Below are 21,910 nucleotides of genomic sequence, written 5' to 3' on the forward strand. Positions count from 1 at the left end.
TTCACCGATCGAGGGAGGCGTCCTCCACCATCCATTTGACGAGCTCACCGAAATCCAGGCCCGCATGGGCAGCCAACTCGGGCACCAGGCTGGTTTCGGTCATACCGGGCTGCGTATTGACCTCCAGCCAGACGAGCGTGTCGCTCTCGTCGTGGTAACGGAAGTCAGATCGGCTGACGCCCCGGCATCCGATTGCTTGATGCGCCGTTAACGCACACTCTTCGATCTGCTGGTAAATTTTCGGTAAAATTTGAGCCGGACAGATGTGGATCGAGCCGCCTTTCGCGTACTTCGCGTCGTAGTCGTAAAACTCGCCGGTTGCGGCTTGTATTTCGGTCACACCGAGGCTGCGGTCGCCCATCACGGCGCAGGTCAGTTCGCGTCCGGCGATGAAGGTTTCGGCCAGCAGCATCTCGCCGCAAGGCCAGTCCGGCCGGGCGATTTCCTGCGGCGGATGCTCCCTGTCCTTCTTCACGATCACGACGCCGACGGAGGAGCCCTCGTCGATCGGCTTCAGCACATAAGGCGGCGGCAGGACATGCTTCTTGGCGGCCGCGAATCGCGAGACGTTGACGCCGTGGGCGACCGGCACGCCAGCCGCCTTCACCACCGTCTTCGCCCGGTCCTTGCGGATTGCCAGCGCCGAGGCGAGCACGCCGGAATGGCTGTAGGGAATGCGCAGGATCTCCAGCACGCCCTGAATCGTGCCGTCCTCGCCGAAGCGGCCATGCAGGGCGTTGAAGGCGACATCGGGCTTCAGCTTCGCCAGCACCTCGGCGATGTCGCGTTGCACGTCGACGCGGGTGACGCGGTAGCCGACGCCCTCCAGCGCCCGCGCGCAGGCCGCGCCGCTGTTGAGGCTGACCTCACGCTCGACGGACCATCCGCCCATCAGCACTGCAACATGTCTGGTCATCGACGCTTCGCTCCTGCGATGCGTCCAACCTCGTTAAACTTGGTTAACGGGGAGTTAACCATGACGGGCATGGCGTTCAGAGGGGGCGTCGGCGCCGCCTCTGAACCCGCGTGAACTCCGCTACGGCCGGGCCTCGCCGATCTTGGCGAGGAGGCGCCTGAGTTGCGCCCGCTCCTCTCCCGAGAGCGCACTGACCAGCCGCTCCTCGGTCGCGACATGGCTGACGACGATTCGGTCCGCCAGCGCGAAGCCGGTCTCGGTCAGCACGATCCTCAGCGCCCGGCGATCGGAAGGGTCGGCCTGCCGCTCGATCAGCCCGCGCTTCTGCAACCTGTCGAGCCGGTTGGTCATCGCCGAGGTCGAGATCATCATGTCCTCGGCCAGTTCGGAGGGCGACAGCGCCCGCCCCCTGCCCTGCCGCCTGAGCGTCAGCAGCACGTCGAACCCGGCTAGATCAAGAGTGTCTCCGGCGAGGTTGGCGGAGACCCCGTCACGGACGCGATCGGCCGCACGCCAGAGATCGCCGCAGACGCCCATGACGCTCGTATCGAGATCGGGCCGCTCCCGCCGCCATTGCGCCAGGATGGAATCCATCGAGCCGCCCTGCACGTCCCGGCGCTCTTGACTCATTTTAATGCCCCGCCTAATTACACGACATCAAATAATTTGATATCAAAATATCTGACTTCGAATCACAATATCACCCGCCCCCTTGAGGGCAAGCTGCGCGGACATCCTGTCATGGAACAGAGGATCGCCAATTTCCCGATCGATCCGGTCTTTCTCGACCGCTGGTCGCCCCGCGCCTTCCAGCCCGAAGAGATCGATCAGCACGCCCTGCTGACAATGCTCGAGGCCGCACGCTGGGCGCCTTCCGCCTTTAACGAGCAGCCCTGGCGGTTCCTCTACGCCCTGCGCGGCGACGCGCACTGGCCGGAATTCCTGGCCTCGCTCGACGATTTCAACCGCGGCTGGGCGCAGAACGCGGCGGCGCTCGTCTTCGTGTTGTCGGATGCCGGCGCCGCTGCGGCCGATGCGCAGGCGCGATCTCCGGCGCTGCGCAGCTTCGACACGGGCGCGGCCTGGTCGCTGCTCGCCCTTCAAGCCACACGGCTCGGCTATCACGCCCACGCCATGGCGGGGCTCGAATACGATGTCGCGCGCCGCAACCTCGCCGTGCCCGGCCGCTTCCGCATCGAGATCGCCGTCGCGATCGGCCGCCGCGGCCCGCCCGACCTCCTGCCTCCGGGTCTCCGCGAGCGCGAACAGCCGAGTCTGCGCCGTCCCCTCGCGGAAACCGCCTTTGCCGGCCCTTTCCCCGCCTGACAGCCCCGTGACCATCATCCCGCTTGGGAGCCCGCCATGTCGCTAAGCCTCAACAGAGTCCTGCTGACGACGGTCCTCGTGCCCTGCATCTGGGGCACGACCTACATCATCTTCACCCAGACGCTGCCGGTCGATCATCCGCTGCTCGTCGGCGCGCTGCGGGCCCTGCCCGCCGGATTGCTGCTGATGGCGCTCGGCCCCGGCCTGCCGCCGCGCGACAAGCTGCTGCCGCTGGCGGCACTCGGCCTCGCCAATATCGGCATCTTCTTCGCCTTGCTCTTCGTCAGCGCGGCGCGCCTGCCCGGCGGACTTGCCGCCACCGTCGGCTCGACCCAGCCCCTGATCGTCGGCCTGCTCGCCTGGCCCCTGCTCCGCCGGCGTCCGGGGCGCGGGCAGATTCTGGCAGCGCTCGCCGGCCTCGTCGGCGTCGCCCTCCTGGTGCTCGATCCGCATGCCAAGCCCGATGCGCTCGGCATCGTCGCCGGCCTCCTGAGCGCCGCCTCGATGGCGACCGGCACCGTATTGATCGAGCGCTGGGGCAAGATGGGTTCGCCGCTCGCGATCGCGGCCTGGCAGCTCACGCTCGGCGGCCTGATCCTGTTGCCGGTCGCGCTGATCGTCGAAGGCCCGCCGCCGCTGCCGAGCGCCCTGAACGGGATCGGCCTGACCTATCTCGTGCTGGTCGGCACGGCCCTGAGCTATTGGCTCTGGATCAGGGGCATCACCACGCTGGGCGCCGGCGTCGCCTTCCTCGGGCTGCTCAGCCCGACCATGGCGACGCTTCTGGGAGCGCTGCTGCTGGGCGAATGGCTGAGCCCGCTCCAGTTCCTGGGCATCGCGATCGTGCTCGGCTCGACGATCGTCGGGATGGTCCTCTCGCGCCGCCGCGCCTCGGCAGTGACGGCTACGCCGCAACCCCGAGCCGCTTGATCTCCCACTGGAGCTCGAAGCCGGAACTCTCCTTGACCCGGCGGCGAACCTCCTCGCCGAGCCCCTCGATATCGGCGGCCGTCGCGCCGCCGGTGTTGATCAGGAAGTTGCAGTGCATCTCCGAGACCTGCGCCCCGCCGACGCGCAGGCCACGGCAGCCGGCGGCGTCGATCAGCTTCCAGGCCTTGCCGCCTTCGGGATTCTTGAAGGTCGAGCCGCCGGTGCGCTCCTTGATCGGTTGCGCCGCCTCGCGGGCGGAGGTCACGCGGTCCATCTCGGCGAGGATTTCCGCCTGATCGCCCGGCCGGCCCTGGAACAGGGCGGAGGTGAAGATGATGCCGCGGGTCGATTCCGCGCTGTTGCGATAGGTGAAGCCCATTTCGGCATGGGAGAGCGTCACGATCTCGCCCTTGCGGGTGACGCCGCGCGCCGAGACCAGCACGTCGGTCGTCTCGCCGCCATGGGCGCCGGCATTCATGCGTAGCGCCCCGCCGATCGAGCCGGGGATGCCGCGATAGAAGGCCAGCCCGTCGAGCGAGGCATCGGCCGCGGCGCGAGCGACCTTGACGTCCGGCACGGCCGTGCCGGCACGCAGCCGGTCGCCGCTCTCCAGCGCGATCTCGCCGAAAGCCTTGCCGCCGAGTCTGACCACGACGCCGGGAATGCCGCCATCGCGCACGATCAGATTGGAGCCGAGGCCGATCACCGTGACCGGAACGTCCTCCGGCAGCTTCGACAGCAGATAGGCGAGGTCGTCGTCATCAGCCGGCGTGAACAGGATCTGCGCCGGGCCGCCGACACGGAACCAGGTCAGGCCCGAAAGCTCCTGATTGGCAAGAAGCCGGCCCCGCAGGTCGGGAGCCGAGGCGCGGATATCGGAAGAGAGGTCTGCGAAGGGCATGGCGTCGCTTTAGAGCATGATGGTCCGGGACGAAACTGCCCGTCATGCTCGGCTCAGGCCCGAGCATGACGGCGCAATTGCGGCGTGTCCGGCTTACCCCTTCAGCGCCGCCAGTTCCCCCGGCAGCGCGTAGGCCCATTGCGTGATGTTGCCGGCGCCCAAACAGACGACATAGTCGCCAGGCCCCGCCAGCTCCGCCACCATGCCGGCGAGCTTGTCGGAAGCTTCCAGCGGCAGTGCATGGCGGTGGCCCCGCGCCCTGATGCCGGCGACCAGCGAATCGCGGTCGGCGCCGGCGATCGGCGCCTCGCCGGCCGCATAGGTATCGGCCACGATCACCGTGTCGGCATCGTTGAAGCAGGCGGCGAAATCGTCGAACAGGCTCGACAGGCGCGTGTAGCGATGCGGCTGGACGATCGCGATCACCTTGTTCTTGGTCGAGGCGCGGGCGGCCTTGAGCACCGCGGCGATCTCGACCGGATGGTGGCCGTAATCGTCGAAGATCAGCGCGCCATTCCACTCGCCGGTCTTGGTGAAGCGGCGTTTCACGCCGCCGAAACCGGCCAGCGCCTCGCGGATGCGCGGCACGGGGATGCCGAGATCATAGGCGACCGCGATCGCAGCCGTGGCGTTCAGCGCGTTGTGATGGCCGGGCATCGGCATCACGAGGTCGCGGATCACCTCGTCGCGGCCGGTCTTGCGGTCGCGGATCAGCAGCGTGAACCTGGCCTGCCCGCCCGAGAGGTCGATGTCGATCAGGCGGAAATCGGCCTGCGGGTTCTCGCCATAGGTGACGACGCGGCGGTCGGTGATCTGGCCGACGAGCCCCTGCACGGTCGGATGGTCGATGCACATCACAGCGAAGCCGTAGAACGGCAGGTTCTCGACGAAGGAGCGGAACGCCGCCTTGATCGCGTCGAAGGTGCCGAAATGGTCGAGATGCTCGGGATCGATATTGGTGACGATCGCGACATCGGCCGGGAGCTTCAGGAAGGTGCCGTCCGACTCGTCGGCCTCGACCACCATCCAGTCGCTCTCGCCCATGCGGGCATTGGTGCCGTAGGCGTTGATGATGCCGCCGTTGATCACGGTCGGGTCGAGCCCGCCCTTCTCCAGCAGCGTCGCGACCAGCGAGGTCGTGGTCGTCTTGCCATGGGTGCCGGCGATGGCGACACAGCTCTTCAGGCGCATCAGCTCGGCCAGCATCTCGGCGCGGCGCACCACCGGCAGGCGCTTCTCGCGCGCGGCGAGCAACTCCGGATTGTCGCGCTTGATCGCGGTCGAGACCACGACGACCTCGGCCTCGCCGAGATTCTCCGCCTTGTGGCCGACGAAGGTGGTGATGCCCTTGTCGGCGAGGCGCTTGACGTTGGCGCCGTCGGAGGCGTCCGAGCCCTGCACCTTGTAGCCGAGATTGTGCAGCACCTCGGCGATCCCGGACATGCCGATGCCGCCGATGCCGACGAAATGGATGGAGCCGAGCTTCGGCGGCAGCTTCATGGTCCTGGAATCCTGTCAGTTCGAAGATTGAGCCGTCGCGATCACGAGATCGGCCAGGCGGTCGGCGGCGTCGGGGATGCCGGCGCTCTTCGCGTTTGCCGCCATCGTCGTCAAGTGAGCGGGCTGCGCGATCAGCTTGGACAATTCGGCGGCAAGATGGCGCGGCGTGAAGTCCGGCTGGAGGATGCGGGTCGCCCCGCCTGCGCTTTCGAGGAAGGCGGCGTTGGCCGCCTGATCCTGGTCGAGCGAGCCCGGCAGCGGCACCAGGAGGGCCGGCCGGCCGATCACGGTAAGCTCCGCCACGGTCGAGGCGCCGGAGCGCGCGATGACGAGATGCGCCGCAGCCATCTGCGCCGGCAGATCCTTGAAGAACGGCGCGATCGTCGCCTTGACCCCGAGCTTCTCGTAGATGCCGCGCACCCGCTCGTCATCCTCGGGCCGCGCCTGCTGCACGATGGTGAGACGCGCCCTCTCGGCATCCGTCAGCAGCTGGATCGCCGGAGGCACGATATCGGCCATGATGCGCGCACCCTGGCTGCCGCCGAAGACGAGCAGTCGGATCTTGCCCTCGCCCGGCCAGCCATAATCATGGCCGGCGGCCTCGATCACGGCCGGGCGCACGGGGTTGCCGACATGGCGGCACTTGGCCTGCTGTGCCTCGCTGAGGCCGCCGACCTTGGCGAAGCCGGTCGCGATCACATCGGCGCGGCCGGCCAGGAAGCGGTTGGCACGGCCGATCACGGCGTTCTGTTCGTGGATGAGCGTGCGCACCCCCGCAAACGAGGCGCCGAGCACCGGCGGCACGGTCGGATAGCCGCCGAAGCCGACGACGACGGCGGGTTTCACCTGCCCGATGATCCGCCGGGCCGCGAAAGTGCCCTTGGCAATGGCGAAGAGCGCCTTGGCCTTCTGCAACGGCGAGCGGCCGGACGGCGTCGCCGCCGGCACGGCATGCACGGCCTCAGCCGGGAAATTGCCGGCGAATTCGGCGGCGCGCGTGTCGGTCATCAGCACGACGCGCATGCCCTTGGCATGCAGCGCGTGGCTCAGCGCCTCTGCCGGGAAGAGATGGCCGCCGGTGCCCCCGGCAGCCAGCATGACGAGCTTGCCCGTAGCCATGGCATCAGCGTCCGAAATCGACGGCGCGCGGCCGCCGCCGGGTCAATGCCAGCAGGAATCCCGTGCCGACCGCGAGCGAGAGCAGCGACGAGCCGCCATAGGAGATGAAGGGCAGCGTCATGCCCTTGGCCGGCATCATGTGCAGGTTGACCATCATGTTGATCGCGGCCTGGATGCCGAAGAGCAGGGCCAGCCCGGTGACGGCGAGGCGGATGAACGGGTCCTCCGCCTTCTGCGCGACGAACAGCGCCCGGATGACGATGATCGCGAAGAGCGCGACCAGCAGCATGCAGACCACGATGCCGAACTCCTCGGCCGTGACCGCGAAGATGAAATCGGTATGGGCGTCCGGCAGGATGCGCTTCACGGTGCCCTCGCCCGGGCCTTTGCCGAGCCACCCCCCCTGCGCGAAGCTCTCCAGCGCCGTATCGACCTGGAAGGAATCACCCGAGCCCTTGTCCATGAAGCGCTCGATGCGGGCGCGGACATGCGGCACCAGTTCATAGGCGACGACGATGCCGACGGCGCCGATGCCGCCGAGCCCGATCACCCAGAACCAGTGCAGGCCAGCGACGAAGAACAGCCCGCACCAGACGAGGCTGACCAGCATGGTCTGGCCGAAATCGGGCTGCAGGACGAGCGGCACGATGGTGACCGGCAGCAGCAGCAGTGCCAGGATCGTGCCCGGCAGGTCCGGCCGGCGCGTGCCCTCGGCGAAGGCCCAGGCCGCCATGACGACGAAGGCGGGCTTCAGGAACTCGGAAGGCTGCACCGAACCCAGCGGGCCGAGCGTCAGCCAGCGCTTGGCGCCCTTCACCTCGACGCCGAAATAGAGCGTCGCCACCACCATGGCGAGCGAACCGAGATAGATCAGCAGCGCGGCACGGCGGACCTGGCGCGGCGTCATCAGCGACACCCCGAGGAAGATCACCAGCGCACCGACGAGATAGGCCGCCTGCCGGTTGACGAAATGGAAGGTCGAGAGGCCGAGCCGCTCGGCCACCGGCGGCCCGCCCGCCATCAGCAGCACCACGCCCGACACCATCAGGGCGACGAGCGCGGTCAGGATGAGGCGGTCGATCGACCACCACCAGCGGCCGCTGAGAGAAGGTTCCGCGCGCGAGACCATGACGGGCATCCCATCGACAAATTCCGCGCAGCCGAGGCCGCGCTTGCATGACGAATCACTCTGTCAATGAATGGTTAACCGATTGATTCCGATGCGCTGGATCGGTCGTGCCAGCGCGTCGCGATCCACAGCGGCGCATGGCTTTCGCGGCCGCTGCGAGCCGCCTCGATCAGCCCCTCGCCTGAAATCGGATTCGCGCTGCCGAGCGAATGCAGAGACCGCTCCTGACACGCATTGTCGTCCCCATGGGAGGAGTTGCACCCGTCCCGAAAGCGAAAGGACTGATCATGGCCATCGCCAAGAACACGATCTGCCTGTGGTACGACAAGGATGCCGAGGCTGCCGCCCGCTTCTATGCGCAGACCTTCCCGGACAGCGCGGTGAAGGAGGTTTTCCGCGCCCCGACCGATTTCCCCTCGGGCAAGGCCGGCGACGTGCTGACCGTCACCTTCACGGTGCTCGGCATCCCCTGCCTTGGTCTCAATGGCGGACCGATGTTCAAGCACAGCGAGGCCTTCTCCTTCCAGATCGCCACCGAGGATCAGGCGGAGACGGACCGCTACTGGAACGCCATCGTCGGCAATGGCGGCCAGGAGAGCGAGTGCGGCTGGTGCAAGGACAGATGGGGCCTGTCCTGGCAGATCACGCCACGCGTACTGAGCGAGGCGCTCGCCGCCGGCGGCGAGGAGGCAAAGCGCGCCTTCGCCGCGATGATGACGATGCAGAAGATCGACGTCGCGAAGATCGAAGCCGCCCGGCGCGGCTGAATCTACCGTTTGCCTCCGAAGGGCTCAAACCCCGGCAGTCCTGCGACCAGCTTGCGGAATGCGTCGCCGCGCACCTCGAAATTCGGGAACTGGTCGAAGGAGGCGCAGGCCGGCGAGAGCAGCACGGCGATCTCGCCCTCGCCCGTCGCCGCAAGGGCATCGCGTGTCGCATCGGCAACCGCCTTGTCGAGCGTGACGCTGCGCTCGTAGACGACGCGCCCGTCATCATCGAAGGTCGCGGCGAAGAGGTCGCTCGCGGCCCCGATCAGATAGGCTCGGGCAATATTCGGGAAGTAGCGCCGCAAGCTCTCGATGCCGCCATCCTTGGCCTTGCCGCCGAGGATCCAGAAGATGCCGTGGAAGGAGGTCAGCGCCTTCTCGGTCGAATCCGCATTGGTCGCTTTTGAATCATTGATGAAGACGACGCGGCCGATCCGGCCGAGTTCCTCCATGCGATGCGCCAGGCCCGGATAGGTCCTGAAGCCCGCCGCGATCTCTTCAGCCATGAGGCCCAGCGCCGAGCAGGCGGCAAAGGCAGCCGCCGCGTTCTGCGCATTATGCGAGCCACGTAGCGAACCGATACCGGCGAGATTGGCGACGACGCGCGGCTTGCCGTCCTTGACCTCGACGATGCGGGTGTCGAGCCGGCCCTGATTGGCCGTGACCCCGGCGAAAACCCCTTCGTCGAGCGGCTGCTCGCCGCTGATCCTCACCAGAGGGCGGCCTCCGGCGGCCCGGCGGCGCGCCATCTGCTTCGAGGCGTCGTCATCGACCCCGACCACTGCGATATCGGCGGCCGCGACCAGCCGCTCCTTGATCGCCGCGTAGTTCTCCAGCGAACCGTGCCGGTCGAGATGATCCGGCGTCAGGTTCATCTGGATGCCGACGGTCGGGTTGAGCGAAGGCGCAAGGTCGATCTGGTAGCTCGAGCACTCGATGACGTGGATACGGTTCGCGGCAGGCGGCTCCAGCGCCAGCACGGCGGTGCCGATATTGCCACCCATCTGCACGTCGCGTCCGGCTTCCTTCAGCACATGCGCGATCAGCGCCGTCGTCGTCGACTTGCCGTTGGTGCCGGTGATGCAGACGACGGGAGAGCCCGGCGCGGTCTTCGCCCGCTCGAGGAAGAACAGTTCGACATCGCCGATGATCGCGACGCCGGCGGCCTTGGCCTTGCCGACCGTCCAGTGCGGCTCGGGATGGGTCAGCGGCACGCCGGGCGAGAGCACGAAACCCGCGAAACCCGACCAGTCGGCATTCGCGAGATCGACGACGGCGATGCCCTCGGCCGCCGCCTTCTCCCGGCTCTTCTCGTTGTCGTCCCAGGCCGCGACCGCGGCACCGCCCGCCTTGAGCGCGCGCGCCGTGGCGAGCCCGGAGCCGCCGAGGCCGAACAGGGCGACCTTGCGCCCGGCGAAGACCGTAACCGGGGTCATCTCAGCGCAGCTTCAGCGTGGCGAGGCCGACCAGTGCCAGCACCACGGAGATGATCCAGAACCGGATCACGACCTGCGGCTCGGTCCAGCCCAGCTTCTCGAAGTGGTGGTGGATCGGCGCCATCAGGAAGACGCGCTTGCCGGTGCGCTTGAACACGAAGACCTGGATGATCACCGAGAGCGCCTCGACGACGAAGAGGCCACCGACGATGGCGAGCACGATCTCGTGCTTGGTCGCGACCGCGATCGTGCCGAGCAGGCCGCCGAGGCCCAGCGAGCCGGTATCGCCCATGAAGATCTGGGCCGGCGGCGCGTTGAACCAGAGGAAGCCGAGGCCGGCGCCGATCACCGCGCCGCAGATCACCGCGAGCTCGCCCGCGCCGGGGATGTGGTGGATCTGCAGGTAGTTCGCGAAGATCGCGTTGCCGACGAGATAGGAGATGAAGCCGAAGGTGCCGGCCGCGATCATCACCGGCACGATCGCGAGCCCGTCGAGCCCGTCGGTCAGGTTCACCGAATTGCCGGCGCCGACCACGACGAAGGAGGCGACCAGCGGGAACAGGATGCCGAGCGGGATGATCGCTTCCTTGAGGAAGGGCATCGCGAAGCCCGAGCCGATCGCCGGGGGCTGCGTCTGCATGACGAAATAGCAGGCGATCAGCGCGACCACGACCTCGATGGCGATGCGGGCCTTGCCCGAGAAGCCCTTGTGCGACTGCTTAGTCACCTTGAGATAGTCGTCATAGAAGCCGATCGCGCCATACGCCGCGGTCACGCCGAGCACGATCCAGACGTAAGGATTGCGCAGGTTGCCCCAGAGCAGCACCGCGACGAAGAGCCCGGTCAGGATCATCAGCCCGCCCATGGTCGGCGTTCCGCGCTTGGCGAGATGCGATTCCGGTCCGTCCGTGCGGATCGGCTGGCCCTTGCCCTGCTTGATCCGGAGCCAGGAAATCGCGGAAGGGCCGAAGAAGAAGACGAAGAGCAACGCGGTCGCGGTCGCTCCGCCTGCGCGGAAGGTGATGTAGCGGAAGACGTTCAGCACCGGGAAGGTGCTGGCGAAGTCGGCGAGCCAGACGAGCATGCTGCGGGGTTCTCTTGTCTATCGGTCTTCGGCAGGCACGGCAGGAAAACGGGCGAGGATCGCCTTGACGATCGGACCCATGCGCGTGCCCAGCGATCCCTTGACCGTGACGGTGTCGCCGCCGCGGATCGCATCGAGCACGAGTGGCTCCAGCTCGCTCGCGGAGGCGGCATAAGCCCCTCGCATGGCGGAAGGCAAGCTCTCATGCAGTCCTTTCATCAAAGGACCACATGTGAAGACCTTGTCGATTCCGTTGGAAACCAGCGGCTCGGCCAGTCCGCGATGCAGTTCCGGCCCGGTCGTTCCGAGTTCCAGCATATCGCCGAGCACGGCGATGCGCCGGCCGCGACCCTCGACCGGGAGGCGGCCGAGATTCTCGATCGCGGCACGCATCGAGGCGGGGTTGCCGTTATAGCTTTCGTCGAGCAGCGTGATCCTGCCGCCCGGCGCCTGTAGCACCTGCCGGGCGCCACGCCCGGCCGGCGGCGTGAGATCGCCCAGCGCCAGAGCCGCCAGCGCGAGATCGGCGCCGAGCGCATGGACGGCGGCGAGCACGGCGAGCGAGTTCAGCACGATATGCTTGCCCGGGCTGCCCAGCCGATAGGTGACCGGCTCCCCGCAGACGCGGGCCTCGACCACCGACATGTCGGGTTTCAGCGCACAGGAGATCAGCTTCACATCGGCATCGGGGCTTTCGCCGAAGGTGATGATCCGCCCGGCCGGACCGGATTTGGCGATATCGCGCAGCAGTTCGGATTGCGGGATGTCCGCGTTGACGATCGCCGTGCCGCCTTTTTCGAGTTCCCAGTAAACGCCGGCCTTTTCCTCGGCGATCCCTTCGAGCGAGGCGAAGGCGGCGAGATGTACGGGCTGGATCGTGGTGACGATGGCGACCTGCGGACGCACCATCCGCGCCAGCGGCACGATCTCGCCGGGGCTGTTCATGCCGATCTCGTAGACGCCGTAAGCAATGTCGCTGGGTGTCCGGCACAACGTGAGGGGCACGCCCCAGTGGTTGTTGTAGGAAGCGACCGGCGCATGGGTCTTGCCCTGGCGGGAGAGCACGAGGCGCAAAGCCTCCTTGGTGCCGGTCTTGCCGACCGAGCCGGTCACGGCGACGATTCCGGCCTTCAGCTCGGCGCGACGTGCGGTGCCGGCATGCTCCATCGCCTTCAGCACGTCCGGCACGATGGCGAGCGCGCCTGCGCCCTCGAACTCAGCCGCATGCGCCTCGTCGACCACGGCGAGCGCTGCGCCCTTGTCGAGCGCGCCCTTGACGAAATCATGCCCATTGCGCGCCTCGCCGGTGATGGCGAAGAAGACATCGCCCGGCTCCAGCGTGCGGGTGTCGATCGAGGCGCCGGTCACGACCGGCGGCACGGCGCCTTCGGCCCGCGCGCGCAGCGCTGCGATCAGCTTGTCTCCGGTCCAGAGCGGGGCGCCCATTTACGTGATCTCCGATAGCGCGCTTTCCGCCCGGCAGGGCGAGCAGAACTCGTGCAGAACCCAAATCTGAAGCATGGGACTAGTTCCCATGCTTCAGCGCCTTGCGGACCACGTCATGGTCCGAGAAGGGCAGCGTCCGGTCACCTATGATCTGGCCGGATTCATGGCCTTTTCCGGCCACGACCAGCAAATCCCCAGGCTGCAGCATCTTCACCGCGGCGTTGATGGCTTCCTCGCGGTCGCCGATTTCCTGGAGCTTGGGCGAAGCGGCCATGATCTCGGCCCGGATCGCGGCCGGATCCTCGCTGCGCGGATTGTCGTCGGTGACGATGGCGATATCGGCCTTCTCGGCCGCTATCGCGCCCATCAGCGGGCGCTTGCCCTTGTCGCGGTCGCCGCCGCAGCCGAAGACGCAGATCAGTCGCCCGGTCGCATAGGGCCTCAGCGTCGTCAGAACCGCCGCCAGCGCATCGGGCTTGTGGGCGTAATCGACGACGACGAGCCCGCCATTCGTCTCGCCGACACGTTCGAGCCGCCCGGCGACCCCCGTCAGCCCGGAGATCGCCTCGAGCGATGCAGCCTTGTCCTCACCGGTGGCGATGGCGAGCCCGGCCGCGACCAGCGCATTGCCCGCCATGAAATCGCCGACCAACGGCAGCGCGACGGATAATTCGCGTCCGTCGAAACCGACCGTCAGACGCTGCGAGAAGCCGTCGCGCTCGTTGCGCAGCAGGGTCAGGGTCTCGCCCTTGCGGCCGATGCCGATGATCGGATGCCCGCTTTTCGCCGCAGCCTGCGCTGCCTCCTCCGCATAGGGCTCGTCGCGATTGATCACGACCGGCGCGCCATCCGGCAACAGCTCCCAGAGCCGCAACTTCGCGGCCAGATAGTCCTCGATGCTGGGATGATAATCGAGATGGTCGCGCCCCAGATTGAGGAAGGCGCCGGCACTGAGCCGCACGCCGTCGAGCCGCCGCTGGTCGAGCCCGTGCGAGGAGGCCTCCATCGCCAGATGCGTGACGCCCTCTTCCGCAAGCTTGTCGAACGAGGCGTGCAGCGAAAGCGGGTCCGGCGTCGTCAGCGAACCGTAATCGGCTCCCTTCCGCGTCACCACCCCGATCGTGCCGACGCTCGCCGCCTCGCGGCCGAGCGCCTGGAAGATCTGGCGGGTGAAATCCGCCACCGAGGATTTGCCGCTGGTGCCGGTCACGGCGACGATGGTCTTCGGCTGACGCGGATGGAGCTTCGCTGCAGCCAGCGCGAGCGCGAGACGGGGATCGGCGACCTGCGCGAAGGCGACGCCGGCCGGCAGATCGGCCGGGCGCGGCCCGCCCGAGACGATGGCGACCGCACCATGCCCGACCGCGTCCATGATAAAGCGCGCGCCATCGGCCTTGGCGCCGGCGAGCGCGACGAAGACGTCGTCGCCGGTCACCTTGCGGCTGTCGAAGGCGACACCGTGCACCGGTTGGCTGGCGGCCTCAGCTTCGAAAAGCTCGGGGAAGAGGTCTCCGAGACTGTATCCGGTCATCGTCATGGCCACCGTTATAGGTCGAGATCAACGCGAACCCCAGGCGCCGAGCCGAGCCATCAGCGGGAATGGCGAGGATGGCGGGTCGAAGCGCGGGTTGAGTCCCAGGATCGGCGCAGCGCGCTCGATCACCTTGCCCGTCGTGACGCCGGCATTCCAGGCGGCGGTCGAATAGCCGCCGCTCTCGGCATAGCCCTTCGGCTCGTCGTAGATTGCGAGGAACAGATATTTCGGCTTGTCGGAGGGGGCAATCGCCGTGAACGTCGTGAAGTTCTTGTTCTTGGCGTAGCGGCCGTTGATGACCTTCTCGGCCGTGCCGGTCTTGCCGCCGACGAAGTAGCCTTCGACGCTCGCCTTGCGGGCCGAGCCCTTCTCGCCGTTGAGCCACATGATGTAGCGCAAGGCCTCGGAGGTCTCGGGCTTGATGACCCGCGTCGAGACCTGGCGTGCCTCCTCCTCGGAGCGCTTCAGGAACGTCGGCTTCATCAGGTAGCCGCCATTGACCAGCGCCGCCACCGCCGCCAGCGCCTGCAACGGCGCGACGGCGAGGCCGTGGCCGAAGGCGATGGTCGCGGTGTTGATCTCGCCCCAGCGCTGCGGAACGATCGGCGCCGCGCTTTCCGGCAGCTCGGTCGTCATCCGGTCGAGCTGCATCATCTTCTTCAGGAAGGCCTTGTGGCCCTCGACGCCGACGGCCAGCGCCATCTTGATCGTGCCCATGTTCGAAGACTTCAGGAAAACCTCGGGCACGGTCAGCGTCCGGCCGGTGCCGTGGTACTCCTTGATGACCTGGCGGCCGAACCGCATCATGCCGCCGGCGGTCGAATAGCTCGAATTGATGTTGGCCTTGCCGGAATCGAGCGCCATCGCGATGGTCAGCGCCTTGAAGGTCGAGCCCATCTCGTAGACGCCGACATTCATCCGGTTGATCCGGTCCTTCTCCAGCGCATCGACCGGGTTGCCCGGATCGAAATCGGGCAGCGAAACCAGCGCCAGCACCTCGCCGGTATTCACGTCCATGATCGCACCGGCAGCAGCGATCGCCTTGAACCGCTCAAGGCCTTTCGACAGTTCGTCGCGCAGCAGGTGCTGGACCCGCAGGTCGATCGACAGCTTGACCGGCTTCAGGTCGGAGGCCTCGGTCGCGAGGCCGGCGCCGTTCAGGTCCTGCAGCCCTTGCGAGTCGATGTATTTCTCGATGCCGGCGATGCCGACATTGTCGATATTGGCGAAACCGAGCACGTGGGCTGCGGCATTGCCGTTCGGATAGACGCGCTTGTTCTCGGGCACGAAGCCGACGCCGGGAATGCCGAGCCTATGCACTTCCGCCTGCTGGCGCGGCGTGATCTCGCGCTTGACCCAGACGAAGCCCTTCTTGGTGCCGAGCTTGTCGCGCAGGTCCTTGGCGTCGAGATCGGGCAGCACGGCCGTCAGCAGCTCGGTCGCCTCGTCCTTGTCGAGAATGCGGCGCGGCTCGGCGAAGACCGAGACCGTGCGGATATCGGTCGCCATGACCTCGCCGTTGCGGTCGACGATATCGGGCCGGGCGGCGGAGATGGCGTTGGAGGTGGCACGGCGCAGGCCGACCTGCTCGTTCGGCGCGACCCCGAGATAGACCAGCCGGCCGGTGATGGCGAGGAACAGCGCCGAAAAGCCGAGGATGACGAGGCCGACGCGTGGCTCGCTCTTCTCCCCGCTCATGCGGAAGACGTCGCGCAGCCAGGCGAGGCGCCCGCGCCTGACCGCGATCCCCTCCGTTCCCGCCTGCTCCTCCACCGGGACCTCCTGATCGATCGAGCGGCTCATGGCATGGCTCCCGGCGTGGTCGCGCCCGCCTTGGTGGTCCTGGGCGTCTCGGTCGGCAGTCCCAGGCCGAGATCCTCGAGCTTGCGGCCGATGGCATCGACCTTGGGGCCGCGGTTCGGGATGTCCGAGGGCTTGACCACCTGCGTCACCACGAAGGGCTGCAGGTCGAGATGGCGCTCGGCCAGCATCTGGACGCGGTCGGGCCGATTGAGGAACTGCCACTCGGCCTTGAGCACGGCGATGGCATCGCGCTCGCGCTGGGTCTTGGACTTGAGCTTCTTGAGATGCTCGGTCGCCAGCGTCGTCTCGTACTTGATCGAGTAGGCATAGACTGCCGAGGAAACCAGCGCGCCGATGGCGATGACATGCAGGAGCTTGATCACGCTCAGGGCCTCCGGCGCGGCTGCGGGTCGGGGACGGTGGAGAGCGCGACGAGCCCGGCATCGGCCCGGCGCGACGGCGCATCGTTGCGTTCGGCGGCGCGCAGCTTGGCCGAGCGCGCCCGCGGATTGGCCCGCATCTCGGCTTCGGACGGCGCGACGGCACCCTTCTCGACCAGCCTGAAGGTCGGCTGTGCCGCGGCCACCGCCGGCGCATGGCGCGAGCCCGCCGGCACCCGGCCGGAACGCTCGGCGAAGAACTGCTTGACGATGCGGTCTTCCAGGGAATGGAAGGTCACGACGACGAGCCGCCCGCCGGGCTTCAGCACGGTCTCGGCCGCATGCAACGCCCTGACCAGCTCGCCGAGTTCGTCATTGACGGCGATACGCAGCGCCTGGAACACCCGCGTCGCCGGATGAGCTCCGCCGGGCTCGCCGCGCACGATGCCGGCGACGAGATCGGCCAGTTGCTTGGTGGTCGTGATCGGCGCCTTGCGGCGCGCCTCGATCACGGCCCGCGCCACGGCCCGCGAGCGACGCTCCTCGCCGTAATGGTAGAAGATATTGGCAAGCAGCCCTTCCTCGGCCTCGTTGACGAGGTCGGCGGCGCTCTGCCCGGCGCTGCTCATGCGCATGTCGAGCGGCCCGTCGAAGCGGAACGAAAAGCCGCGCTCCGCCTGATCGATCTGCATCGAGGACACGCCGATGTCGAGCACGACGCCGTCGAGCGGCACCATCCTGAAGCGCTCCGCTTCCTCGGCGAGCTCGCCGAAATTGGCTTGGGACAGCGTCAATCGCCCGGCCATCGCCGCGACGAGATCGGCCCCGCCGGCAATCGCCGAGGGATCGCGATCGAGTCCGAGCAGGGTCACGTCGGGCGCGGCATCGAGGATAGCGCGCGAATAGCCTCCTGCCCCGAAGGTGCCGTCGAGATAGCGCCCCCCGGCCTGCGGCGCGAGCGCCTCCAGAACCTCGGCGAGCAGCACGGGCACATGACGAGCCGGCCCGCCAACGGCTCCGCTGGAACGGTCGCCATGGCCTGTCATGCGACCGAGCCTCCCGTTGGAATCGTCAAGCCGCCGAGCGTGCGCTTCACGTCGCGCAGACGCGTCCGCGCCGTCTCGAGATGCGCGCGGAACCGCTCCGGCTCCCAGATCTGGAATTTGTGGCCATGCCCGACGAAGGTCACGGAATCGCCGATGCCGGCATGCGCCTTCAGCGCCTCGCTGAGCACCATGCGCCCCTCCGTGTCGATCTTCAGAACCTCCGAGGTGCCGTTCAGGGCGGTCGAGAGGAGCTCCCACTCGTCCGAGAACGGCGAGAAGCGCGCGAGGATATCGTCGATCGTGGAGCGCAGCGCGTTGCCGCCGGCATCCAGGGCCGGCAGGTCGAGCGACTGATGGACATAAAGGCCTTCGTAGCCGTCCTTCGCCAGCACCGACCGGAAGCTCGATGGAATGGAAACGCGCCCCTTGGCGTCGAGCCGGTTCGTGAAATTCGAGACGAAGCGGTCCGTCAACGCCGCCTCCCGGCCTGCTCTTCAAGGCGCCACCGCTGAGATGGGCAAGCGGCGAAAAGTCCCCCCGTCGAAGCGGACAAGGCACGCCTGCAAGCCAAATTCCGCGCGGCACACGGAGCCTGACCCTGGGATTGCCTGCCGGCTTCGACGGGATGATTTGGGATAGCATGGGCCTTCATGGGCGTCAATGGAATCGCAGGCGCGCAGACGCACCTGCCGGGGCTCTCCGGCATCACAGCTTGTTAAGGTTAAGTATCCGTAAGCACGTGCAATTCGCCGCCACCCCGCCTGCTCGACCGGCGGCTCGGCACATCAGCGCAGTGAAAAAATTTTACGAGAGCAGGCCGTCATTCCCGGCGAGCCAGCCAGCCCCCGCCCGGGAACCGGGCAAGCAGCCCCTTGTCATTCCGGCATGCGCGACAGACGCGAACCCGGAACCTGCGGCTGGACGAGACATTGGATGTGCGGCAGCAATCGGCGCACCCGGTCGCAGGTTCCAGGCTCCTCGCAGCGCGAAGCCCCGGAATGACAACGGCGCCGCCCCCGGCAAAAACGTCCGCTCAGCCCTCGCGAGACGAGGCCAGCAACGCATCGCGGACGAGATCGAGATGATCGCGCAATCGCGCAGCATCCCCGGCCGTTCCGCCGAGCGCCTCACCGATCGCCTGCTCGACGCAACGCCCCTCCTCGCGCAGCCCCTCGCCCTTCTCTGCGAGATGAATGCGCACCTGCCGCTCGTCGCGGGGATCGCGCTCGCGTCGGATCAGGCCGGAGGCTTCGAGCCGCTTCAGCAACGGCGTCAGCGTGCCGGAATCGAGCATCAAGCGCTCGCCGAGCTCTTTCACCATGAGACCGTCCTGCTCCCAGAGCACGAGCATCACGAGATATTGCGGATAGGTCAGCCCGAGCCCGGACAGGATCGAGCGATATGCCCGGTTGAAGGCATGGCCGACCTGATAGATCGCGAAGCAGAGCTGTTGCTCCAGACGCGGCATCCCCTCTTCGGCCCTGCCCTGCTTCGCCATCGCGCCCTCGTCGATCACCTTGCTTCACGCAAAACCGAAAGCGGCCTCACAATCAACCGCCCTCTGCCTCACTCGAAGTTAATTGTTGACTATCTAATTGTGCACAATATAAATAGCGACGATCAACCCGCCAGCAAGGAGACAGATCATGAAGGTGCTCTACACTGCCCATGGTTCCGCCACCGGCGGCCGCGAGGGCCAGGCCGCGACCGATACCGGTAACGTCAAGCTCGTGCTGAACACCCCCAAGGAACTCGGCGGCGGCGGCGGCGAAGGAGCCAATCCCGAGCAGCTTTTCGCCATGGGCTACTCGGCCTGCTTCCTCGGCGCGCTCAAGTTCGCCGCCGGCAAGGAGAAGGTGAAGATTCCGGATGACGCGAAGGTTTCGGCCGATATCGGCATCGGTCCGCGCGACGACGGCCAGGGCTTCGGCATCACCGCCAAGCTGACGGTCTCGGTCCCGGGCATCGACAAGGCCACGGTCGAGGACCTCGTGAAGAAGGCTCATGTGGTCTGCCCCTATTCGCACGCGACGAAAGGCAACATCCCGATCGAGACGACGGTGGCCTGAGCACCACCATCAACCCGCACGCGCCGTCATCCCGGACGTAGCGAAGCGGAGATCCGGGATCCATTCCTGAACCTTCCTCGGAAGCGCTCCGGAATGGATCCCGGGTCGCCCTTCGGCCGCCCGGGATGACGCGCTTTTTGGGAATAGCGTCGAAGCGTTGGGAAGTGAGGTGCCAGTCGGCCTGTAAGCCGGGTTCTGGATGGCCGGAGGATCGCTCCCCCGACGTGACGGCCATTCCTCTGGGACGCGTATTGCTGCGCGCCTCGAGCAACCAACCCGGACGACAAGGCACAGAAACCTGCCCCTGCCCGCCTGCGCGGGCAGCATCGTCCCTATTCGGTTTTGCTCCCGGTGGGGCTTGCCATGCCGTCCCCGTTGCCGGGTCCGCGGTGCGCTCTTACCGCACCTTTTCACCCTTACCCTGCGAGCGGCAGCCGAAGCTCCCGGCGCAGGGCGGTTCGATCTCTGTGGCGCTTTCCCTGGGGTCGCCCCCGCCGGACGTTATCCGGCACCGTGTTTCCGTGGAGCCCGGACTTTCCTCCCTCGCGAGCGAGAGCGGCCGTCCGGCCGACTGGCGAGGGGGAGATGCGCGCTGGCGCGGCCGGCGTCAAGCGGAACCGCGCCCAGGGACGACAAGTTAGATCAGTTACGGGCGGTGATGGTGCGCACCTTGGCGCAATAGGTGCGGTTGGCGCCGCTCATCCGGGTCGCCATATGGCCGCTCTGGTACTTCATGATCGTGCGGCAGGTGTCGCCGCCAGCCAGCTTGTAGGCCAGCGCCAGGTACTTCATGCCGTAGCGCGCATTGGTCTCGGCATCGAGCAGGCCGCCGGGGCCGCCGGAATAGCCCATGCCGCGCGCCGTCTGGTGCCGGATCTGCATCAGCCCGTAATTGCCGGCATGCGAGGCACGCGGATTGTAGCGGCTCTCGACCCGGACGACGGCATCGGCGAGCGAGAACGGCACGCCATTGGCGGCAGCATGGCGCGCGACGATCGCCTTGATGCCCTCGGAACCGGCCGGAGCGGCGAGCGCGCGGCTGGCGCGGGTCTCGGTCTTGTCAGACTCAACCTTGGCGACGCGGGTCGCTGGCTTTGTCTTGGAAGCCTCGGCCTGGACCTCTTCGCCCTTGCCTTCGGCGGCCTTGGCGCGGGCGATCTCGGCGTCGCGGAGAACGATAGCTCTGGGGTCCGTTTCCGCGTTGACGAAATCCTCGGCCAGGGCAACCCCGGAGAGGCTAATCAGGCACGCAGCCGCGAGACCACCACAGATATATCGCATGTCGAATTAAACCCCATTGAGCCATGACTGGCCGATGGGGGCGCTCAACTGATGGTCGAATGTGTCGATAATCTGGCATATTCAACAGGAAAACGCATAGAAATTAGCGTAAACAGGAATTTATTCTATATTTAACTATTCAGTATTCATATGTATTCGGTCGTTCGAAAAACTTCGCCGGCTCCTCGCCCCCGGGCACGAATCAAGCAGGCGAATCAGCTGCCGCATTTCAGCCATATTCCGGGCCGGAAGTGCTTTTTTGGCGCGGCAGGCCGTCGCACCGGGCGCTCTTGCGCGAGCCAGCCCCCTTCTCCCATCATCGCGCACTCAGATTCACCGGGATCGGTTTTGTGATGGCTTCCTCTTTCTGGGGCGCTCTGGGCGGCGGCGGGCTCGGGCTCGTGATCGGCGGGCCGCTGGGCGCGCTCGTCGGTGCGCTCGCCGGCCATGTCCTGGTCGATCGCGAGGGCGCACCCTTCGGCCCGGCGCCGCGCGAGCTGGTCTTCACCACGGGCCTCGTCGCGCTCGCCGCCAAGATGGCGCGCTCCGACGGTGTCGTGACCTGCGATGAGGTCACTGCCTTCCGCCGCATCGTGGAAGTCCCGCCCGACCAGCAGCAGCGCATCGAATCCCTGTTCGACCTCGCCAAGCAGACCAGCGCCGGCTTCGAGGCCTATGCCACGCAGATCGCCGGCGCTTTCAAGGACGAGCCCGCCCTGCTGGAAGACGTGCTCGACGGCCTGTTCCTGATCGCCGCCGCCGACGGCGCGATCCACGAGGCCGAGCATGCCTATCTCCAGGCTGTCGCCGGCATCTTCGGCATCGCCGAGAGGGATTTCGCCCGGATCGAGGCCCGCCACGCCCGCCGGCCGGACGATCCCTATCTCGTGCTCGGCGCCAGCCGCGAGATGGACGACGCCGAGCTGAAGCGCCATTACCGCCGCCTCGTCGCCGAGACCCATCCCGACCGCGAGATCGCCCGTGGCCTGCCGGAGGAGGCGGTCGCCATCGCAACCCGCCGCATCGCCGCCATCAACGCCGCGTGGGACGCGATCCAACGGGAACGCGGCATGAGCCGCAATCTCGCGCCCGAACCCGTTTGAACTCAGACCTCTCCGAAAATACGCGGGTCATCCCGGACAAGCCGCGAAGCGGCGCTGATCCGGAATCCATGCCTGAACCGTTCCGGCATGGATCCCGGGCCTCCCTTTGGTCGCCCGGGATGACGCCGCGTTTCCATTGC

The 21,910-nt window shown here is 67.1% G+C and carries 21 protein-coding genes and 1 other RNA gene; 5 read left to right on the forward strand and 17 right to left on the reverse strand.

Translation table 11 applies throughout. The features are described from left to right. Position 1: 1 nt before the first annotated feature. Both J0I42_RS04255 and J0I42_RS04260 read right to left on the reverse strand, forming a co-directional pair. On the reverse strand, positions 2-916 hold the full coding sequence (locus J0I42_RS04255) for a D-alanine--D-alanine ligase (RefSeq protein WP_291653097.1): 915 nt from the start codon (positions 914-916) through the stop codon (positions 2-4). Between the two features lie 120 nt (positions 917-1,036). Further along, positions 1,037-1,546, reverse strand: coding sequence for a MarR family winged helix-turn-helix transcriptional regulator (locus tag J0I42_RS04260; protein WP_291653099.1), 510 nt, complete (start codon positions 1,544-1,546; stop codon positions 1,037-1,039). A 111-nt stretch (positions 1,547-1,657) separates the two neighbouring features. On the opposite strand from J0I42_RS04260, the gene J0I42_RS04265 reads away from it, so the two are divergent. Then, the gene (locus J0I42_RS04265) at positions 1,658-2,242 is read left to right on the forward strand and encodes a nitroreductase family protein (RefSeq protein ID WP_291653100.1); all 585 of its coding nucleotides are present in this window, start codon (positions 1,658-1,660) and stop codon (positions 2,240-2,242) included. 36 nt (positions 2,243-2,278) lie between these two features. Beyond that, positions 2,279-3,172, forward strand: a complete 894-nt coding sequence (locus J0I42_RS04270) for an EamA family transporter (protein WP_291653102.1) — start codon at positions 2,279-2,281, stop codon at positions 3,170-3,172. Here the strand turns inward: J0I42_RS04270 and murB are convergent. The 4 genes from murB to J0I42_RS04290 form a co-directional block, all read right to left on the reverse strand. Next, on the reverse strand, positions 3,147-4,073 hold the full coding sequence (murB, locus tag J0I42_RS04275) for a UDP-N-acetylmuramate dehydrogenase (protein WP_291653104.1): 927 nt from the start codon (positions 4,071-4,073) through the stop codon (positions 3,147-3,149). The genes J0I42_RS04270 and murB overlap by 26 nt on opposite strands. 93 nt (positions 4,074-4,166) lie before the next feature. Further along, a complete protein-coding gene (murC, locus tag J0I42_RS04280) occupies positions 4,167-5,573 on the reverse strand; it encodes a UDP-N-acetylmuramate--L-alanine ligase (protein WP_291653106.1) in 1,407 nt (468 codons plus the stop codon). Between the two features lie 15 nt (positions 5,574-5,588). Beyond that, on the reverse strand, positions 5,589-6,692 hold the full coding sequence (murG, locus tag J0I42_RS04285; protein ID WP_291653108.1) for an undecaprenyldiphospho-muramoylpentapeptide beta-N-acetylglucosaminyltransferase: 1,104 nt from the start codon (positions 6,690-6,692) through the stop codon (positions 5,589-5,591). A gap of 4 nt (positions 6,693-6,696) precedes the next feature. After that, on the reverse strand, positions 6,697-7,821 hold the full coding sequence (locus J0I42_RS04290) for an FtsW/RodA/SpoVE family cell cycle protein (RefSeq protein WP_291653110.1): 1,125 nt from the start codon (positions 7,819-7,821) through the stop codon (positions 6,697-6,699). 287 nt (positions 7,822-8,108) lie between these two features. Here J0I42_RS04290 and J0I42_RS04295 point away from each other — a divergent pair, with 287 nt between their 5' ends. Next, positions 8,109-8,588, forward strand: a complete 480-nt coding sequence (locus J0I42_RS04295; RefSeq protein ID WP_291653112.1) for a VOC family protein — start codon at positions 8,109-8,111, stop codon at positions 8,586-8,588. 2 nt (positions 8,589-8,590) lie between these two features. On the opposite strand, the gene murD is transcribed toward J0I42_RS04295, so the two are convergent. The 9 genes from murD to J0I42_RS04340 all read right to left on the reverse strand — a co-directional run bounded on the left by murD (position 8,591) and on the right by J0I42_RS04340 (position 18,815). Next, positions 8,591-10,024: a UDP-N-acetylmuramoyl-L-alanine--D-glutamate ligase gene (murD, locus tag J0I42_RS04300; protein WP_291653113.1), complete on the reverse strand. Its 1,434-nt coding sequence runs from the start codon at positions 10,022-10,024 to the stop codon at positions 8,591-8,593. 1 nt (position 10,025) lies between these two features. Continuing rightward, positions 10,026-11,108: a phospho-N-acetylmuramoyl-pentapeptide-transferase gene (gene mraY / locus J0I42_RS04305; RefSeq protein ID WP_291653114.1), complete on the reverse strand. Its 1,083-nt coding sequence runs from the start codon at positions 11,106-11,108 to the stop codon at positions 10,026-10,028. Between the two features lie 18 nt (positions 11,109-11,126). After that, positions 11,127-12,554 carry a UDP-N-acetylmuramoylalanyl-D-glutamyl-2,6-diaminopimelate--D-alanyl-D-alanine ligase gene (locus J0I42_RS04310; RefSeq protein ID WP_291653115.1) on the reverse strand — a complete coding sequence of 476 codons (1,428 nt, stop codon included), beginning with the start codon at positions 12,552-12,554 and terminating at the stop codon, positions 11,127-11,129. 79 nt (positions 12,555-12,633) lie between these two features. Then, on the reverse strand, positions 12,634-14,085 hold the full coding sequence (locus J0I42_RS04315) for a UDP-N-acetylmuramoyl-L-alanyl-D-glutamate--2,6-diaminopimelate ligase (protein WP_291653116.1): 1,452 nt from the start codon (positions 14,083-14,085) through the stop codon (positions 12,634-12,636). Between the two features lie 27 nt (positions 14,086-14,112). Continuing rightward, positions 14,113-15,891 carry a peptidoglycan D,D-transpeptidase FtsI family protein gene (locus tag J0I42_RS04320; protein ID WP_291653117.1) on the reverse strand — a complete coding sequence of 593 codons (1,779 nt, stop codon included), beginning with the start codon at positions 15,889-15,891 and terminating at the stop codon, positions 14,113-14,115. Next, positions 15,888-16,274 carry a cell division protein FtsL gene (gene ftsL, locus J0I42_RS04325; protein WP_291653119.1) on the reverse strand — a complete coding sequence of 129 codons (387 nt, stop codon included), beginning with the start codon at positions 16,272-16,274 and terminating at the stop codon, positions 15,888-15,890. The genes J0I42_RS04320 and ftsL overlap by 4 nt, the downstream gene beginning before the upstream one ends. Before the next feature lie 2 nt (positions 16,275-16,276). Further along, entirely contained in the window at positions 16,277-17,317 is a 1,041-nt protein-coding gene (gene rsmH / locus J0I42_RS04330) for a 16S rRNA (cytosine(1402)-N(4))-methyltransferase RsmH (protein ID WP_291653121.1), read from the reverse strand. Further along, positions 17,314-17,790: a division/cell wall cluster transcriptional repressor MraZ gene (locus J0I42_RS04335; RefSeq protein WP_291653123.1), complete on the reverse strand. Its 477-nt coding sequence runs from the start codon at positions 17,788-17,790 to the stop codon at positions 17,314-17,316. The genes rsmH and J0I42_RS04335 overlap by 4 nt, the downstream gene beginning before the upstream one ends. Positions 17,791-18,350: 560 nt before the next feature. Continuing rightward, the gene (locus tag J0I42_RS04340) at positions 18,351-18,815 is read right to left on the reverse strand and encodes a MarR family winged helix-turn-helix transcriptional regulator (protein WP_291653125.1); all 465 of its coding nucleotides are present in this window, start codon (positions 18,813-18,815) and stop codon (positions 18,351-18,353) included. Between the two features lie 148 nt (positions 18,816-18,963). On the opposite strand from J0I42_RS04340, the gene J0I42_RS04345 reads away from it, so the two are divergent. Continuing rightward, positions 18,964-19,386 (forward strand): organic hydroperoxide resistance protein, encoded by a 423-nt coding sequence (locus J0I42_RS04345; protein WP_291653126.1) that lies wholly within the window; start codon positions 18,964-18,966, stop codon positions 19,384-19,386. 168 nt (positions 19,387-19,554) lie between these two features. Here J0I42_RS04345 and rnpB read toward each other — a convergent pair. Continuing rightward, positions 19,555-19,961: RNase P RNA component class A (gene rnpB, locus J0I42_RS04350), an RNA gene on the reverse strand. A gap of 67 nt (positions 19,962-20,028) precedes the next feature. After that, complete coding sequence (locus J0I42_RS04355) at positions 20,029-20,667, reverse strand: lytic transglycosylase domain-containing protein (RefSeq protein ID WP_291653127.1); 639 nt, start codon at positions 20,665-20,667, stop codon at positions 20,029-20,031. Between the two features lie 353 nt (positions 20,668-21,020). Between J0I42_RS04355 and J0I42_RS04360 the strand changes: the two genes are divergently transcribed. Beyond that, positions 21,021-21,770 carry a TerB family tellurite resistance protein gene (locus J0I42_RS04360; RefSeq protein ID WP_291653128.1) on the forward strand — a complete coding sequence of 250 codons (750 nt, stop codon included), beginning with the start codon at positions 21,021-21,023 and terminating at the stop codon, positions 21,768-21,770. The last annotated feature ends 140 nt before the right edge of the window (positions 21,771-21,910 follow it).

It is taken from the genome of Allobosea sp., assembly GCF_017308015.1.
Classification (GTDB): Bacteria; Pseudomonadota; Alphaproteobacteria; order Rhizobiales; family Beijerinckiaceae; genus Allobosea.